This is a genomic window from Singulisphaera acidiphila DSM 18658, assembly GCF_000242455.2.
GTDB classification, from domain to species: domain Bacteria; phylum Planctomycetota; class Planctomycetia; order Isosphaerales; family Isosphaeraceae; genus Singulisphaera; species Singulisphaera acidiphila.
This window is the reverse complement of the sequence record NC_019892.1, coordinates 3,808,503-3,824,902: the sequence shown is the minus strand read 5'-3', so window position 1 is coordinate 3,824,902 and position 16,400 is coordinate 3,808,503. Positions and strand designations below refer to the sequence as shown.

The window sequence follows — 16,400 nt, the reverse complement described above, 5'->3', positions numbered from 1 at the left end:
GATTTACCCTCGAACCGTTCGTCGATGACTCGTACTCGAATGGATGCGGAATTGAAACGGTAAGCATCCGTTTTAGGGAAATTGGTGTGGAAAAGGGCCTCGATCTTGCGAGTTTCGTCGGTTCTTTTTTCTTCCCATTTTGGCATTACATGCTCCTTTCAGCCCAAGCTCACCGGTCTCACGAACCGGCGGTTTCGGCACCCGCAAGCAGCCTGAGGCCGACGGGGAGCGCATCGCCCAGCGCCTGCCCTTGTTGCTCCGCTTCGAGCTCATGGTATTCGCGCACGGGGCGGCGGATGACCTCGTCGGCTCCGAGTGCTTCGAGACGCTGGAGAACCTCGGTCCGCAAGGCGTCATCGAGGTCGCGTGCCCGGTCGCCCGAGACCCGCGCGAGCTGCGCCAGGGCGAAGATGGCGTCGGTCGTCTCGCGGCCGGGAGCGAACGGACGTTCGAGCAACGAGCGAGTCCAGCGCTCGGCGGTTTCGCGGGGGACGACGGTGTTGGCCGGCCCATAGAGCAAGACCCGAGCTCCCAGTCGACCGAGGCACCAGAGGAGATGGTGCGCCAGGCTCTCGCGCAGCGAGAGTTCCTTGACCAGTGCATTGCCGTACGAGACTTTCAGGTCCGGGGCGAGCCGCTCAAGGCTGGCGGCACAGCGCCACATCTCGGCGAGTTCATGGGCCTCGGGCCGGGGCCGCCCCCCTTTTTTGGTCGCGGCGGCTTTGCTTGGCACCAGGAAGGGGATCAGGCGGCGTGAGATCTCGTCGTGATGGGCTCGCGACAGCCCGGCCGACACTCTACGCCAGAGAATCCACCACTCCGCCCAGCACTGAAGGTCCTTCGTGTGGCGGACCCCCTGGTGGAAGACCGGCCAGACGGCCTTGATCCGAGTCTCGTCGAGCGGGAAACCGGTCCCCGGCCGGAGGCAGAACCCGGCCAGATTGTACCAGCGCGACTCGTGCCTTGGTCCTTTGAGTCGAGCCTCGGCCAGGTCGCGCAAGGGCTCCCACATCGCCCGCAAGGCCGAAGGGGGCCACTGATCGCGGGGGGAGTCGAGAATCTCTTCGAGCCGTTTGATCAGCCGGGACGGCCCCAGTTCTTCGCTCGGAGTGACGGGGCCGAACGCCACCTGGATCGCCTCGATTGCTGTGTCGAGGATCGACTGCTCGATCACAACGCGGTCGTTTTCCCGGCCGGTGACCGACCCTGACGGCGCAGGTGTGCCCGCCGGCCCTCGGAGCTGGATCTGCAATCGCCAGCGGCGGTCGTCGGTTCGCGACTGACACCAGAGCTCGATCGTTCCGACCTCGGTGACCCGGGCGGCCAGCCGCACCGGAGCGCGTTCGGCCTTTGCCTTTCGGCCGACCCGCATCAAGCTTTGCAGGGGGGGGAGTTCGCGGATCGAGTCAGGGTCGGAGGGGACCAGGTCGCCCGGCTTGTCGTCGGGGCGGACCGAACTGCTCGCCAGCGGGAAGGCGACAGGTTGGCCCATGAGGAGGTCGAAGTCACGGTTGTCGATCGCGATCTCGTCCCCTTCCTGGGCGTCGCGCGGAACGACGCAGAGCCAGGGGCGATCGACCGTTTCGGACTGGAAGCCCACGTAGAACGAGCGGGCTGTTCCCCCTCCGATCCGAATTCCGCCGCCGCGTCGGACCACGCCGTAGTAGGCTGCGCCGTAGGCGACCGCCAGGTCGAGCGACGCGTTCGACAGGACGCGAGGGGCGTACGGGGCCCCTGGATCGTCGGGAAACCAGGAGGAGACCACCTCAACTAGGCGGTCGCGGACGACCGTGGGGGTCAGGGCTCCGCCATTGAAGAGGATGGCGTCCGGTCGTGCCGGCCGATCGTCGGGCGCATGCCCCCCCTGCCCGACCGCCTCGGCCCGATGCCGCCGCAAGAAGGCGTTCAGGTGTTTGGGGATCGCCGGGTCGGATACGAACGGCAGGCCGAACTCTTGTAGGCCGAGCTTGGTCGTGCGATCCGGTTCTTCGCTGCGCGTGATCCGGGGAAAGAAGCCGTCGCGCACGATCTCGAGCGTTTCGTCGCGGGTCAGTTCGGACTGGATGCTGCCACCAATAATCTTCGATCCACGCCCGGCGATCGTCACCGGCCAGCGCTCGGCCGGCAAATCGCCGAGCAGTTTCTCCTTGGCTGTCCGGCAGGCATGCCGCAACGCGCTCCACTGCTCGGCGTCGAGTTTGACGCCGCCAAGCTTCTTCTCGACCCGGTGGGCCAGGGCGAGGTCGATGTTGTCGCCACCGAGCATCAGGTGGTCGCCGACCGCGACGCGGCGGAACCCGGGGCCGGTCGGGGTCTCGACGACGGTGATCAGGCTGAAGTCGGTCGTTCCGCCGCCGATGTCGCAGACCAGGATCAGCTCGCCCCCGCGGACCTCGCGCTGCCAGCCTTCCTGGTGGGAGACGATCCAGCAGTAAAACGCGGCTTGTGGCTCTTCCAGCAGAATGATCGTCGTCAGCCCCGCCTTCTTTGCCGCATCGACGGTCAGTTCGCGGGCCGCCTCGTCGAACGAGGCGGGGACGGTCAGTACGACCTCCTGTTGCTCCAGGCGAAGCGTCTGGTCATCGCGGGCGAACTGGTCGTTCCAGGCATCGCGGATATGGCGAAGAAAGTCGGCCGAGGCTTCGACCGGCGAGACCTTACGGGCACCGGGAGGGCTCGCCCAGGGGAGGATCTCAGCCTCGCGATCGACGCCGCTGTGGCAGAGCCAGCTCTTGGCGCTGGCGACCAGGTGAGCGGGCACCTTGGCCCCCTGGATCCGCGCGAACTCGCCGACGATCCGATCGGCATCGTCCTTCCAGGGGAGTCGGGCCGCGCCGGCGGGCAAGTCATGCGTGCCCGGCAGATAGAGAAAAGAGGGGAGCATCGGCCGAGGAGCCGTCTCGCCAGGCGCTACCAGTTGCGGAACCGAGAAGAGGCGGATGTCGGCCGTGGGCCGTTCCCGCCCCTTCGTATCCACATACGCCACGGCGCAGTTGGTCGTCCCGAGATCGATCCCGACGATGTAGCGTGAGCGTGCCATTCCCAACCGATCCCCCAAAGGACGTCTTAGCGAAGACACACGTGATAAGACTGATCCGATTGCTGAGTTCTTCGCAGTCCCGGAGGAGCGACCGTTAGAGCTAGCCCTATGCGTTTGACGGTCGCCCCTTCGGGGCTGCAAAAATCTTGATTTGAACTTGTCTTGTTTCCAGGGGCTTGCGCCCCTGGCTAGGAACGGTCGCCCCTTCGGGGCTGCGAAAAATCTGATTTTGAGCTTATCCTGTTTCCAGGTGCTTATGCCCCTTCGGGGCTGCGAACTTATTGGGCGAAATGCCAGGGGCAATTCAACCCACCTCGATTACGAAGGGCCGGCGACGACGAAATTGACCAGTTTGCCGGGGACGACGATGACCTTCTTGATCGCCTTGCCTTCGAGCAGGGCAGCCACTTTTTCATCGGCTCGGGCCGCAGCCTCGATCGCGTCCCGCCCCGCGTCAGCCGGGACGACGACTCGGCCGCGGACCTTGCCGTTGACCTGCACCGGGACCTCGACCTCGTCGTCTTTCAGGAGCGCCGGGTCGAAGGTCGGCCAAGGGTGGTAGGCGAGTGTGTCGGTGTGGCCGAGCAGCTCCCAAAGTTCCTCGGCGATGTGGGGAGCCATCGGCGCGAGCAAGAGTGTAAATGTCTCCATGGCCGACTTCGGCCGCACGTCCTGGCCGGTGAAGGCGTTGGTGAACTCCATCAGCCGACTGATGGCCGTGTTGAACCGCATGGCGTCGAGGTCGTCGGAGACGGCTGCGACGGTTCGCGCCACGAGCTTGGCCTGGTCGGGCGTGAGGGGGACGTCCTGGACCTTCGGGTCGAGCCCCAACGCTTCGGCATCGGCGTCGACGATCATTCGCCAGGCCCGGCTCAGGAAGCGGAAGACGCCTTCGACCCCCTTCATGTTCCAGGGCTTGACGGCCTCCAGGGGGCCCATGAACATCTCGTAGAGTCGGAGGCTGTCCGCGCCATACTCGTCGACGACGACGTCGGGATTGATCACGTTGCCCCGTGCCTTCGACATCTTGTGGGCCCGTGCGTCGATCCGGATCTCGGGATCGTCGGCGAGGACGAACCCTTCCCCTTTCTTGACCACCTGCTCAGGCTCGAGCTTCACCGGCTTGACCGGCTGTCCTTCGAGGTCGGCGTGGCCGTTCTCCGTCTCCTTGACCTTGGCGACCGAGACCCATCGATCCGCCTCGTTTTGATACCCCGTGTATTCGGTCTCGCCCAGGATCATGCCCTGGTTAACGAGACGCTGGAACGGCTCGGGGGTGCTGACGTGCCCCCGGTCGAAGAGGAGCTTGTGCCAGAAGCGGCTGTAGAGCAGGTGGAGAACCGCGTGCTCGGCGCCGCCGACGTAGAGGTCGACTGGCATCCAGTACTTCTCGAGCTCGGGGTTCCAGGGGCGCTTATCGTTGGTCGGATCGAGATAGCGCAAGAAGTACCAGCACGAGCCGGCCCACTGGGGCATCGTGTTGGTCTCGCGCTGGTAGGTGCTGGAGTACTGGATCCAATCGGTTGCCTTGCCCAAGGGGGGCTCCGGCTTGCCCGAGGGACGGAAGTCGGCGAGTTCGGGCAGGAGCACGGGAAGCTCGGCCTCGGGGACGGCTTTCAAGGTCTCCCCTTCACCGAGCAGGATCGGGAACGGCTCGCCCCAATAGCGCTGACGGCTGAACAACCAGTCGCGCAACTTGTAATTGACCGTTTTATGTCCCAGTCCGTGCTGTTCGAGCCAGGTGGTGATGGAGGCCTTGGCCTGGTCGGTCGGCAGTCCGTCGATCGAGACCCCGTCGACGCCACCGTGGGAGTTGACGGCGACTCCGTACTCCGCCTCGGCCGTTTCGAGGGCTGCTCCGGCGAGGTCGGCCGATCGAGCGACCACACGGAGGATGGGAAGCGCGAACTTCTGGGCGAACTCGAAGTCGCGGATGTCGTGGCCCGGCACCGCCATGATGGCGCCGGTGCCATAGCCCATCAGAACGTAGTCGGCAATCCAGATCGGGATCGATCGCCCGGTGACCGGGTTGACGGCCGAGGCGCCGATGAAAACCCCGGACTTGGTCTTGGCCAGGTCGGTCCGGTCGAGGTCGCTCTTGCCGCTGGTGGCGCGTCGGTACGACTCGACGGCTTCGCGGCGGTCGGGTGTTGTGAGGCGATCGACCAGCGGGTGTTCGGGGGCGAGCACCATGTAGGTCGCGCCGAAGAGCGTGTCGGGGCGGGTTGTGAAGACGCGGATGGCGTCGTTGCCGGGCGACTCGGGCCATCCGCTGGCGCGACGTCCTTCACGCCATTGGCTCACGTCCTGGCCGACGAAGAAATCGACCTCGGCTCCTTCGCTTCGGCCGATCCAGTTGCGCTGCATTTCCTTGATGGCCCGGGGCCAGTCGACGAACTCGATCTCCTCGGCCAGCCGGTCGGCGTAGGCCGTGATCCGAAGCATCCACTGCTTGAGGGGCATTCGGACGACCGGGTGGTTTCCCCGCTCGCTTTTGCCGTCGATGACCTCCTCGTTCGCCAGCACCGTCCCCAACTCGGGACACCAGTTGACGGGGACCTCGGCACGATAGGCAAGACGCTTCGAGTCGCGATAAGCGTCAGGGTTGGCTGTTCCTGCCGGGATCGGCAACTCGGCGATCGGCCGTCCCTTCCCTTTGCGAGGGCGGCCGTCGGGGTCGGTCCAGGCGAAGTCCGGGTCGTACCAGGTATCGAAGAGTTGCAGGAAGATCCACTGGGTCCACTTGTAATAATGCGGATCGGTTGTGTCGATCTCGCGGTCCCAGTCGTAGGAGAAGCCGAGCGACTTGATCTGCCGCCGGAAGTTATCGATGTTGTTCTGGGTGGTGATTCGGGGATGGGTGCCGGTCTTGATGGCGTACTGCTCGGCGGGGAGTCCGAAGGCATCCCATCCCATCGGATGGAGCACGTTGAACCCGCGCATGCGTTTGTACCGGCAAACGATGTCGGTTGCGGTATATCCCTCGGGATGGCCGACGTGGAGCCCCGCGCCGCTGGGATAGGGGAACATGTCGAGGACGTAGAGCTTGGGTTTGCCCGGCGCGACGTCTGGGGTCCGGAACGTCTTGTTCCGCTCCCAGTAGGCTTGCCACTTCTTCTCGATCCGCTGGACGTGATATGCGGGCATGACCGACGCTCTCCCCACCTTTAGCTAAGCGCAGCACGTGAGCCTGGCAAAAAAAGAAGCCCTCCGCAGGTTCGGGGGCCTATTCCTCACGCCCTTCAGGATAACGCGATTACGCCGTCCTGGCCAGCGCGGGCGCATGGGTGAAGAAATGTGTCGACTGGGCAGATTTTGCCGATCTTGTCGAGGCGATCGTGGGGCCGCTCAGTCCTACAAACCGTGGAAGGAGGTTTTTACAACCGGGCTCTCGGCCGGCGGGTCTGCGGACTTGAAGAAAAGAAGAGAAAAATTTCGAGTTCGCGGCGCACTCGGCTAATCGGAGTGTAGACTTGAGTCGAAAGCAGGGATCCGGGAGAAGCCACCTCGAGAGGGTTCCGCGACCGTTCGGCATCCCGCTTGCTTCTCTTGGAGTGAGGCCTGACAGAAAGCTTCACCAAGAGGATTCCCGAACCCTGGTAGGGAGATTTGAAATGGTCCTGCATCCGCCGGCCTCGTTCGTTCTGCGCCCGCGTCGCGGGATGATACTCCTGGCTGCCGCCATGCTGATGTCGACGTCAATGGGCTGCAGCCAACGCCGTACCACGATGCGTCCGGTCTTTATGTCGCCTCGATACCGGGTTTCTCGGCCCGTGCTGATCCCCAACAACTGCCCGACCGGGAATTGCGGCGGGTCCTCGATTGGGTCGAGCCAGACCACGATTGAGACGGCACCGACGATTTTGCCCGCGCCGGGATCCTCGGCGATCGAGTCGGTGACACCGTCGCTCAACGCACCCGTGTCCCCCCGGATCGATGAACCGGTCACGCCCGCGGGAATTTCCCCCCCCCGGCCCAACGCCGTGCCCGACGAGCCGACCCTGGAACTGAACGGGGCCACTGAGACCCCGCCCACGGCAAGCCCCGGCCCCAACTCGAGCCTGACGCCCCAGAACCGTGGGGCGTCGCGGCCGCTGCCGAGTACCTCGCAGGGGGCCAGTCGACGCAGCCTCTATGGGCGCCCGAGGGAGGCCTCGCTAAGGGAGCGGCTCCGCCCTTTCGTCAATGACCCTGAAGACCTCTTCACTCCTCCCAAAGCCGATCGACCTTGGAAGTACGTGGTGATGCACCACAGCGCCCACTCCTCGGGCGGTCTCAACGAGATCGACCGCGAGCACCGCAAGGTGCTCGGGTGGGAGGGGTGTGGCTACCACTTCGTCATCGGCAACGGAACCGGCAGCCCCGACGGTCAGGTCGAGGTTGCCCAGCGGTGGTCGAACCAGAAGCACGGCGTTCACTGCCGTGATGGCAAGACCAGCGAGGTGAATGAATACGGGATCGGCATCTGCCTCGTCGGTGATCTCGACAGCGCGGGTCCCACCCCTCGTCAGATCGAGGCAGCCAAGGCCCTGGTCGACTACCTGGGCGATCGCTACCAAATCGCCGACGACCGCATCGGTACTCACTCCACCCTCGCCGCGTCCCCCACGGCCTGCCCCGGAAAGCACTTCCCTGCCCAGGCGATCATGGGTTCCCGCAATTATGCTCAGCGATAAAATTTGCGTTTATATTTAAATTGCCCGTCGAAATCCCGTTTGGCCTGATCGTCTTGGTGAATCGTCTGGATTTGCGAAGTCTCTGAACCTTGGACCCGTCTTCTCTCTCTTCCCCTGAGACCGTGGGCGACCCGCCCGCTCTTTCCCCTATTTTAAGGCATGCCGGTCGAGAAAGACGACGGGGTAAGCGTCGTCAATCCGAAATCCATGCGCTGTCGCTAGTGTCCCTGGCACGAAGTAATGCAAGAAATTCAGGTCACGTGGTTGGCATACCACTGCCTCATCTTGTGATTAGTCCACGTCCACTCGAATGGGTGGGCATACAGCCGATTGTACTCCGGCCAGGCGTGTTCCACATGCTCGATGAATTCTTCCCGGCTCCGCCACGAGGTTCGCTTCAGGTAGTGATAACTGAAGGCGTTAAGCAAGATCTCGGCTTGGTCGAGCCACGAGGCATGGACCGGGGTAAACCGTCTCTTCCACCAGCCATGGCAATCGTCCAAGTAGACCTCTGTCGCCGCAGCCGTGTGGCTGGGGTCGCCGTCGTGGATCAGGTAGACCCCACGCAGGTGGCGATGCCGCCGACGGAAACCGGCCAACTCGTCGACATAGGTTTTGGCGTTCTTCGTTTCGATGCACGACGCCTCCATCCGTCCGCTATGGACGATCAGGAATGCCAGGATGTTGACCGTCCCATGTCGGGTGTACTCGAACTCCTGCTGCTCGATCGAGCCGGGGATCGAGCGGCGGATCGGGGGCCGCTCCAAGACCTGGCAGTTCGGTTTCTCATCAGCGCAGACCACCCAATAGCCCCGCCTGGCCAGCCGATCGGCGTTCGCATAGCACCAAAGAACCTTCTCTGCCCTCCGCTTAAACTCGGGATCGACTCGGGCGGTCCTCCAGTATCGTGTGCGATGCGGTTGGAGATCCACCTCGTTGAGGATCACACGGACCGTCCGATCGCTGATGGACGGGATGATACCGTCTTCGACCGCTTGGCGGGCCAGGTCCTTGCTCGTCCAGTGCGTGATGTGCAGTCCCTTGGCGATCGGCTCCAGGCAGGCCAGCCGAACAATCTGAGCCCGCTGGAGGGGGGGAAATCCGGGCGACCCGCCGGTTCGTTGCGGCGGGGCCAAGAGGCCGGATAGGCCCGAGCCCTCATAGCGACGGCAGACCCTCCAGATGGTCGAGGGATCGTGCTGTGTCTGAACAGCCAAGAGTTGGATCGGTTCCCCGGCAGCAACGCCCAGGACGATTCTTGCCCGCTGGACCTGGTACCAGGGGAGGGACCGACTCCGGGCGATCTCCTGCAAGATCGGAGCGTCATGTGGAACAATCCGCAGGGAGCGAGGTTTTCGACCACGCATAGGGCGACTCCGGTTACTGAACCCCGTTATGGAATCCAGAGTACCGGCTAACCCCAATTTCTTGCATTACTTCGTGCCAGGGACACTAGTCCTTATGGCCGACGATCATGTAGTGCTGTGGCATCGACTCGTGGGCGACCTCGGCGCGAAAGCCCCCTGCTTCGAGCTCCTTCACGACCTGCCCTTCCTCGAGCCGCATCTTTTGGGGCGGCCCAGAGATCGCGTCGACTTTGGAGTCCACCACCACGAATCTTCCCCCACGTCTCAACCCTGCGTACACCTTCTTGGCATAAGCTTCTCGCCCGCCAATGTGATGCCATATGTTCAAGGCCACCGCGCCATCCACGCGATCGTTCTCTAGATCAGGGCTCTCCGCCCTCACCTTCCGCGGTACGATCCTGGCTGGTCCCAGATCCCCGCTGCGCCTTGCCAGATACGTGATCATCGCCTGCTCAGCGTCGATCGCGATCACCGTGCCGATGTCCCCCACCGTCTTGCTCAGGTGCGCCACCATGTAGCCCGTCCCCGCGCCGATGTCTGCCACCGTCGCCCCAGGCATTAGGGCAAGAGCCGCGATGATCTCCTCCGGGTGCTGCCAGTTGTCGCGCTCTGGGTCGTTCCACCGTGTTTCGAACTTTTTGGGATCGTCGAAGCCACTGTGGTGATGTTCGTGCTCTCCGTGCATGTTCGCTTCCTCTTGCTCAAGCCCTTGCTCGGCGACCTTGTTGCTCTCGACGACCGGCGCGGCGCTCTCTGTGGGCTTTGTGCACCCCATCATGCCTCCTAAAATCAAAAACACAGACAGAACAATGGAATTATTCATGCAATTGGCATCCTTTGCCTCACAAGGCTTGTGTTGGAGCGGGCGAGGCTGCTGTTGGGTGGCAGCGGCATCGCCCAGACGGCGGCTCGGGTCGGCTCCTCGGGCCTGTCTCACCTGCAATACCGCGCCTGGCGGCTCTTGAGGGTCACTCCCGGCGAACTGGTCCGCCCGCAGGCCGCTGGGTTTCCTCGGTAAAGATTGCCTTGCTGGCGAGAGTCGCCGCTATCGAGCCCTCGGCTACCGCCGAGGCTACACTTGGCACCCCGGCGTGGGAGGCGTCCCCGACGATGTAGAGACCCTCTACGCCGGTCGCCCCGAACGGGTCGGTCCGCACCATGCCCGCTTTGGGACCGTCGGCGATCAACTCGCATCCCAGTCGCTTAGGCAGGTCGGACGGCTGGCGGAGTTGGGTCCGCACGAAGAGGACTTCCCTCTCCAGCCGCCGGCTGCCTTCGAGCCAGATCGCCTGAAGTTGCCCACCGTTCCCCTCCAGCCGCTCGACTCGGCCCTCGACCACCTCGACGGCATGCTCTTCCAGCCAGGCTCGGTCATCGGGGGCGAGCCTGGACGGGCCGTTTGTCAGCAGGGTCAGTTGGTTGCTCCAGCCGAGCAACGTCGTCGCGGTTTCGATCGCCGTCTCAGGGGGGACGAGGGCGGCCCAGGGTTGCCCCCGGTGCTCCCAGCCGTGGCAGTAGGGGCAGTGGATCACGCTGGTGCCCCACAGCTCACGCAAGCCGGGGATCTCCGGCAATACGTCCGCCATCCCAGTGGCCAGGATCAGCTTGCGGCAGGCGATGACCCCGGCCTTGTCGAGCGTGACCTCAAAGCCTCCCTCGGTTTTCCGAGCATCGACGACCGCCCCCTCATGGAAGTGGACCTCATACGGTCGGAGTTGCTCCCGGCCGATCCGACGCAGCTCGGCCGGCGGGGTGCCGTCCTGCGTGAGGAAGCCGTGGACGCCGGCCGCCGGGGCATTGCGGCCCTTACCCGAGTCGCAGACCAGCACCTCCAGGCACGCCCGCCCGAGCACCAGGGCGGCACTCAGCCCGGCTGGTCCGCCGCCGACCACCACCACATCGTATCGATCGTAGAGCCGATTCGACGCTGTCATCGGCCCCTCCTCTCTTGCATTCGACGGCACGCCCCCGAGCAGCACGCCGGCCGAGGCCGCCGTTGCGAGGGCTTGCCGACGGGTTATCGCACCGCCGTCTGCACCTATCTTCCCCCCGGTCATACTCACCCTCCCCGGTCGTTCACCGTCGCCGCCACGCCGTTGGATCGCACGCGATCGACGGCCGAGCTCTTCTGCCCACCGAAACCAGGACGGTGAGATCATAGGGAGGTCCGTCTGGCGTGTATTCCGAGTTCCTGCGGCCCGATTGCAGGAAGTTGCGGATTCGGGACGGCCGGTGATCTCGTGCAACCCGTCGGCCACCGTCTCCTCGCCGAGGAGCAGGCGGTTCTCGGCCGCCCACGCACGGATCAGGTACAAAGCACCCGCTGAAGGTGCTTCGAGGGAGTGAATCTCCCTTGGACCCGCCGGTGATACTGAATACTTGGCTACGTCACGAATGCGAGATGCGTACGCCCTGGCCAGGGGGTAAGGAATATAAGGGGCCCATACCCTGAAGGCCCATCTCGGCTATTAGGCGTCGGACACACTTGCCGTTGACGGAGATCTGTCCTCGCGCCGGAGCATGGTCGTTTGCTGGCGGTAGCCGTAGGTCGGTCATCGGGCGGCCCGTCGCCCGAGCGCACGCCGAAGCCGCCCCTCATCGGGGGCTGGGGTGGCCTTGTGGGGGCTCGTACGGGGCAAGCCGGTTGCCCGGCAGATCAGGCGGACCGGTGGCGTGCGGCCTCGCATCTCATGGAAAAACAGGGGACGGTTTGCTCGAGCCGAACATCTCGGGGTGTTTCGCGACATACTCCCGGATACTCGTCGCCGGCCTGCCGATGATCGCCTCGAAATCGTGGGTCAGCCGGTCATACCGGTTGTCGGCATGGAGCTGGGCCATCGTCTTCATGTGACTGGCGACGTGCTCGGGCAGCCCGTGAGCGGGAAGCTCACGCTCTTGCCATTCCGCCATCGGCACATCGACGTAGGTGATCGTCCGCCCGAGGGCCTCGGAGTATTCTGCCGCCACGGCCCGCATGTCCTCTGACTTCGGCCCGGTCAATTCGATCACCTTACCGACATGGGGCTCCGGATGCTCGAGGACGGCCGCGATCACCTCGGCGACATCCCTCGTGTCGATCGGGGACGTCCTCGCGTCCCCGAAGGGCAGGCGGATCGTGCCGTCCTTCGCGATCGATTCGGCGGCCCATTGGGAGAAGAAGAAGTGCTGGAGGAAGACCGTCGCGCGGACGTGGACCACGGGCAGCCCGGACCAGTTCAGGGCCTGCTCGCCCAGCCAATGCATCCGCTGCTGGAGTGAGTCGGTCATCGCCAGGAGGCTCATCTGCGAGACGGTCAGCTGGGAGATGTTGACGAACACTTCCAGGTCGCTGTGGGCGCGTGCGGCGGCAGCGGCGGTAACGGTCGCCTCGAGGTAGGACGCCGAGACGCTCATGCCGAAATACATACGTCGGCAGCCCTCCAGGGCACGCGCGACGTCCGTGGCGCGGGTGAGGTCGCCGATGACGACCTCGGCCCCGGTCGCACGAAGTGCCTCGGCTCGGTCGTCGTCAGTCCGCACGAGAGCCCGGACGGGCAGGTCGCGGCTACGGAGGATCTCGACGATCTCTCCGCCCACTCCGCCGAGACGCCCTGCGGCGCCGGTGACGAGAATCGGTGCGTCGATCGACATGGTTGCGAGTCCACTTTCAAAGCGTCATCGCGCGATGCTGTAGCAAGCCGGACTGATCCGGCCCTGGGCTGGTTCAGCGTGAATGGGAAGAACGACCGTGCTCGCCAAGCTAGCCGCATGACGCAAGGAACTGTAAATGGATTTATCGCTTTCCGTCCAACCCCGGGATTCCGAGGGCCGGCGCTCGGGTCGCGTCCCTGCGTTGCCCGCTCCTATGCCCAGATCCTTCCAGTGTACTCCGGGCTGTGACCCTCAGGCAATTCACGGCCCCGGGGCCGCCGTCGTGTTCACTGGGACCCGTTGCACGATCGTCTCGACGCCCCGCTCGGTTATGCCCTTGCGGATCTCCCCGTGGATGAGGAATCGGCTGTTGCCGTCGAGGAGGCTACAGAGGGAGAAGAATGTTCCCCAGATGCTGAGGTTAAGAGATATTGACGTGCCAGTGCTCATGTGGCCGCGTAGGCTGCTCGAAGCCCTCCCCTTCTAAGCGATAAACCCTTTTTGAAAAGGGAGAGCGGACACTCCCTGCCCGACCTCACGGACCATATGTCAGGTCGGCTTGTCTCGGCGAGCAGTCTGACGTGCGTGATCATTGGTCTTGGTGTTGATCCCCCCACGACGGACGGCCTCGTGCAGCAGGGCAATGACGCTCATCGAGTCGGTGATTGTGCCGTCTTGAAGCATGGCCCAAGCTTCGGGCCACTCGACACGGCGGACTTGCAGCCGCTCCGATCCCTCGGGTTCACTGATCCCTTCCTCGAGATCGGTCGCCCTGTAGATAAACCCTAACTCGTCGCTCACCGAGTTGGACAGGTGCGACTTGGAGATTAACTCGAGCCGGCCCGCGGTTAGCCCGGTCTCCTCCCGGAGCTCGCGCCTCGCGGCGTCCTCGGGGGACTCGTCGAAGTGTCCTCCCCCCTCGGGAATCTCCCAGGAGTACCGCTGGAGCGGGTAGCGATACTGACCGACCAGCCAGATCCTGCCCTGTTCATCCACGGGCAGGACGCCGACGGCCTGGTTTCGGAACTGGACGACCCCGTAGATCCCCGGGGCGCCGTTGGGTTGGAGGACCTGGTCCTCCCGCACCGCGATCCAAGGGTTTTCATAGACGAGCCGGCTGTCCAGCGTGGTCCAGGGGTTGTGATGCTCCGGATCGGACATGATAAGGAAACACTCCCGACAAGGTGAGTGGGTGGGGATGGCCCACCAGCTCACTTCGTCTTCGCTTTCGTTCGCCAAAAAAGACAGGGAGCGTGAGCTCCCTGTCTCTCGATCACCAGACGATTTTCATGGGAAAATCGTGATATCAACCTTTGAGAGCAGCCTTCAGTGCGGCGCCCATGTCGGCGGGGCTCTTGGCGACGCGGATGCCGGCGTCTTCCAGGGCGTCGATCTTGTCGGACGCCTTGCCGGATCCTCCCGAGATGATCGCCCCAGCGTGGCCCATCCGCTTGCCGGGAGGAGCCGTCTGGCCGGCGATGAACGCGGCCAGCGGCTTGGTGAACTCGCCTGACTTCTTGAGGGCGGCCGCCTGCTCCTCGGCGTTGCCGCCGATTTCGCCCATCATCAGGACGGCCTCGGTGTTGGGGTCGGCCTCGAAGAGTCGGAGCGCGGCCACGAAGTCGGTCCCGTTGATGGGATCGCCACCGATTCCGACGCAGGTGCTCTGGCCGATCCCGAGGTTGGTGAGCTGCCAGACCCCTTCATAAGTCAGCGTGCCCGAGCGGCTGACGACGCCGACCTTGCCGGGCTTGTGGATGTAGCCGGGCATGATCCCGATCTTGCACTGGCCGGGTGTGATGACCCCGGGGCAGTTGGGGCCGATCAGCCTCGTGTTCGGATGGTGGGCCTTCAGGTAGGCCACTGCGCGGGCCATGTCGAGGACCGGAATACCCTCGGTGATGGCAATGATCAAGGGGATCCCGGCGTCGGCCGCTTCGAGGATCGCGTCGGCCGCGCCTGGCGGCGGCACGAAGATCATCGAGGCGTTGGCCCCCGTGGCTTTGACCGCTTCGGACGTGGTGTCGAAGACGGGGACGCCCAGGACCGACTCGCCCCCTCGGCCGGGGGTGACGCCTCCCACGAGGGTCGTGCCGTAGTCGCGGCACTGCTCGGAGTGGAACTTGCCCGCCTTGCCGGTGATCCCCTGGCAGATCAGCCGCGTATTCTTATCGACCAAGATACTCATTCGTCGAATCCTCTTTAGGGCGTGGTTCCACGCCGTCGGCAAGGGAGACGGCCGGTGAGCCGAGCGACCAACGACCACCGGCGACGGATCGGAACTTACGCGGCCCCTTTGGCAGCGGCGACGACTTTCTCGGCGGCGTCGGTCAGGCCCATCGCGGTGATGATGTTCCGGCCACTCTCTTCGATCATCTTTCGACCGGCCTCGACGTTCGTGCCTTCGAGGCGGACGACCAGCGGGACCCGGAAGTCGAGCTCACCGTAAGCGGCCAGCAAGGCCGAGGCGATGATGTCGCACTTCATGATTCCGCCGAAGATGTTCACCAAGACGGCCTTGACCCGTGGTGACGCCAGCAGGATCCGGAACCCTTCAAGGACTTGCTCCTTGCTCGCTCCGCCACCGACGTCGAGGAAGTTGGCCGGCTCGCCCCCGTGGTACTTAATCAGGTCCATCGTGCTCATGGCCAACCCCGCCCCGTTGACCAGGCAGGCGATGTTGCCATCGAGGCTCACGTAGCTCAGCCCGCTCTTGCCCGCACGCAGCTCGGCGGGGTCTTCCTCCGCCACATCGAGCAGCGCCGCGATGGCCGGGTGCCGGAACATGGCGTTGTCATCGAAGTTGAACTTGCAGTCGAGCGCCATCACGTCGCCCTTGTCGGTCACGATCAAGGGGTTGATTTCGGCCAGGGAGGCGTCGGTGTCCAGGAAGAGCTTGACGAAGTTCTTGAGGAAGACCTCGCCCTTTTTGGCGGTCTCTCCCTTCAGGCCGAGCACCTGGCAAACCTTGCGGGCCTGGAATCCGGCCAGGCCGAGTCCGACGTCGATCGGCTCGCGGTGAATCTTTTCCGGGTGCGTGTGGGCGATCGTCTCGATCTCGACGCCCCCTTCGGTCGAGGCCATCAGCACGGGGCACTGCAAGGCGCGGTCGAATGCCAGGCCGAGGTAGAGCTCGCGGACGATGTCGTGGCCGACTGTGATCAGCACCTTGGAGATGGCCTGCCCCTCTGCGCCCGTCTGATAGGTGACGAGCGTCTTGCCGAGCAGGCTGGCGGCCGCCTTGACGGCCTCTTCGCGTGTGCGGACGAGCTGCACCCCCTTGGCCATGCCGTCGGGGCGAGGCGCCTGCCCGCTGGCGATCTCGAGGGCCTTGGCGCGGTCGTCGTCCGGGCCGATGGCGACCCCTTTGCCTCGTCCACCGGCGTGGACCTGGGCTTTGACGACGATCAGGCCCCCCTTCAACTGATCGAACGCGGCGCCGGCCTCCTCGGCGGAGGTGATGACAATCCCGTCAGGGACCGCGACCCCTGCGGCTCGCAGAAGGTCTTTCGCCTGATACTCGTGAACTTTCATATTCGCCGAACCCTTCGTGGACCATTCGCCGCGGATCGATCGGCTCGCGCCGTCTATCCCCGAGGCGGTTTTACCATAGGGCTTCGTCCGGGTTCCAGACCCAAGCTGGCGAATAAGGTCATTCCGCCAAGGAGTTTCAGCCACCGGATCGCT

Annotated in this window: 11 protein-coding genes; 1 reads left to right on the top strand and 10 read right to left on the bottom strand. The window is 64.3% G+C overall.

Annotated elements, in window-relative coordinates; translation table 11 throughout:
- Positions 1–178: 178 nt before the first annotated feature.
- Positions 179–3,040, bottom strand: a complete 2,862-nt coding sequence (locus SINAC_RS14960; protein ID WP_015246481.1) for an Hsp70 family protein — start codon at positions 3,038–3,040, stop codon at positions 179–181.
- 318 nt (positions 3,041–3,358) lie between these two features.
- Positions 3,359–6,187 carry a leucine--tRNA ligase gene (gene leuS, locus SINAC_RS14955; RefSeq protein WP_015246480.1) on the bottom strand — a complete coding sequence of 943 codons (2,829 nt, stop codon included), beginning with the start codon at positions 6,185–6,187 and terminating at the stop codon, positions 3,359–3,361.
- Positions 6,188–6,654: 467 nt separating this feature from the next.
- Here leuS and SINAC_RS14950 point away from each other — a divergent pair, with 467 nt between their 5' ends.
- Positions 6,655–7,716 (top strand): peptidoglycan recognition protein family protein, encoded by a 1,062-nt coding sequence (locus tag SINAC_RS14950; RefSeq protein WP_015246479.1) that lies wholly within the window; start codon positions 6,655–6,657, stop codon positions 7,714–7,716.
- A gap of 251 nt (positions 7,717–7,967) precedes the next feature.
- On the opposite strand, the gene SINAC_RS14945 is transcribed toward SINAC_RS14950, so the two are convergent.
- From SINAC_RS14945 to sucC, 8 genes are all read right to left on the bottom strand, one after another.
- A complete protein-coding gene (locus tag SINAC_RS14945) occupies positions 7,968–9,083 on the bottom strand; it encodes an IS630 family transposase (RefSeq protein WP_015246478.1) in 1,116 nt (371 codons plus the stop codon).
- Positions 9,084–9,168: 85 nt separating this feature from the next.
- Complete coding sequence (locus SINAC_RS14940) at positions 9,169–9,906, bottom strand: class I SAM-dependent methyltransferase (protein ID WP_020466121.1); 738 nt, start codon at positions 9,904–9,906, stop codon at positions 9,169–9,171.
- 145 nt (positions 9,907–10,051) lie between these two features.
- Positions 10,052–11,017 (bottom strand): NAD(P)/FAD-dependent oxidoreductase, encoded by a 966-nt coding sequence (locus tag SINAC_RS14935; protein ID WP_015246476.1) that lies wholly within the window; start codon positions 11,015–11,017, stop codon positions 10,052–10,054.
- Between the two features lie 754 nt (positions 11,018–11,771).
- A complete protein-coding gene (locus SINAC_RS14930) occupies positions 11,772–12,713 on the bottom strand; it encodes an NmrA family NAD(P)-binding protein (protein ID WP_015246475.1) in 942 nt (313 codons plus the stop codon).
- Between the two features lie 261 nt (positions 12,714–12,974).
- On the bottom strand, positions 12,975–13,163 hold the full coding sequence (locus SINAC_RS14925; protein ID WP_026011985.1) for a hypothetical protein: 189 nt from the start codon (positions 13,161–13,163) through the stop codon (positions 12,975–12,977).
- Between the two features lie 99 nt (positions 13,164–13,262).
- Positions 13,263–13,874, bottom strand: a complete 612-nt coding sequence (locus SINAC_RS14920) for an NUDIX domain-containing protein (protein WP_015246474.1) — start codon at positions 13,872–13,874, stop codon at positions 13,263–13,265.
- Positions 13,875–14,019: 145 nt separating this feature from the next.
- Positions 14,020–14,901 carry a succinate--CoA ligase subunit alpha gene (gene sucD, locus SINAC_RS14915; protein ID WP_015246473.1) on the bottom strand — a complete coding sequence of 294 codons (882 nt, stop codon included), beginning with the start codon at positions 14,899–14,901 and terminating at the stop codon, positions 14,020–14,022.
- A gap of 95 nt (positions 14,902–14,996) precedes the next feature.
- Positions 14,997–16,247, bottom strand: coding sequence for an ADP-forming succinate--CoA ligase subunit beta (gene sucC, locus SINAC_RS14910; protein ID WP_015246472.1), 1,251 nt, complete (start codon positions 16,245–16,247; stop codon positions 14,997–14,999).
- Between the last annotated feature and the right edge of the window lie 153 nt (positions 16,248–16,400).

What these genes read in the sequence shown, in the direction of transcription:
- SINAC_RS14935 (WP_015246476.1), bottom strand. Translation starts at nt 11,017, where the DNA reads ATGACAGCGTCGAATCGGCTCTACGATCGATACGATGTGGTGGTGGTC.
- SINAC_RS14960 (WP_015246481.1), bottom strand. Translation starts at nt 3,040, where the DNA reads ATGGCACGCTCACGCTACATCGTCGGGATCGATCTCGGGACGACCAAC.
- sucC (WP_015246472.1), bottom strand. Translation starts at nt 16,247, where the DNA reads ATGAAAGTTCACGAGTATCAGGCGAAAGACCTTCTGCGAGCCGCAGGG.
- SINAC_RS14945 (WP_015246478.1), bottom strand. Translation starts at nt 9,083, where the DNA reads ATGCGTGGTCGAAAACCTCGCTCCCTGCGGATTGTTCCACATGACGCT.
- leuS (WP_015246480.1), bottom strand. Translation starts at nt 6,187, where the DNA reads ATGCCCGCATATCACGTCCAGCGGATCGAGAAGAAGTGGCAAGCCTAC.
- SINAC_RS14920 (WP_015246474.1), bottom strand. Translation starts at nt 13,874, where the DNA reads ATGTCCGATCCGGAGCATCACAACCCCTGGACCACGCTGGACAGCCGG.
- sucD (WP_015246473.1), bottom strand. Translation starts at nt 14,901, where the DNA reads ATGAGTATCTTGGTCGATAAGAATACGCGGCTGATCTGCCAGGGGATC.
- SINAC_RS14925 (WP_026011985.1), bottom strand. Translation starts at nt 13,163, where the DNA reads ATGAGCACTGGCACGTCAATATCTCTTAACCTCAGCATCTGGGGAACA.
- SINAC_RS14930 (WP_015246475.1), bottom strand. Translation starts at nt 12,713, where the DNA reads ATGTCGATCGACGCACCGATTCTCGTCACCGGCGCCGCAGGGCGTCTC.
- SINAC_RS14940 (WP_020466121.1), bottom strand. Translation starts at nt 9,906, where the DNA reads ATGAATAATTCCATTGTTCTGTCTGTGTTTTTGATTTTAGGAGGCATG.
- SINAC_RS14950 (WP_015246479.1), top strand. Translation starts at nt 6,655, where the DNA reads ATGGTCCTGCATCCGCCGGCCTCGTTCGTTCTGCGCCCGCGTCGCGGG.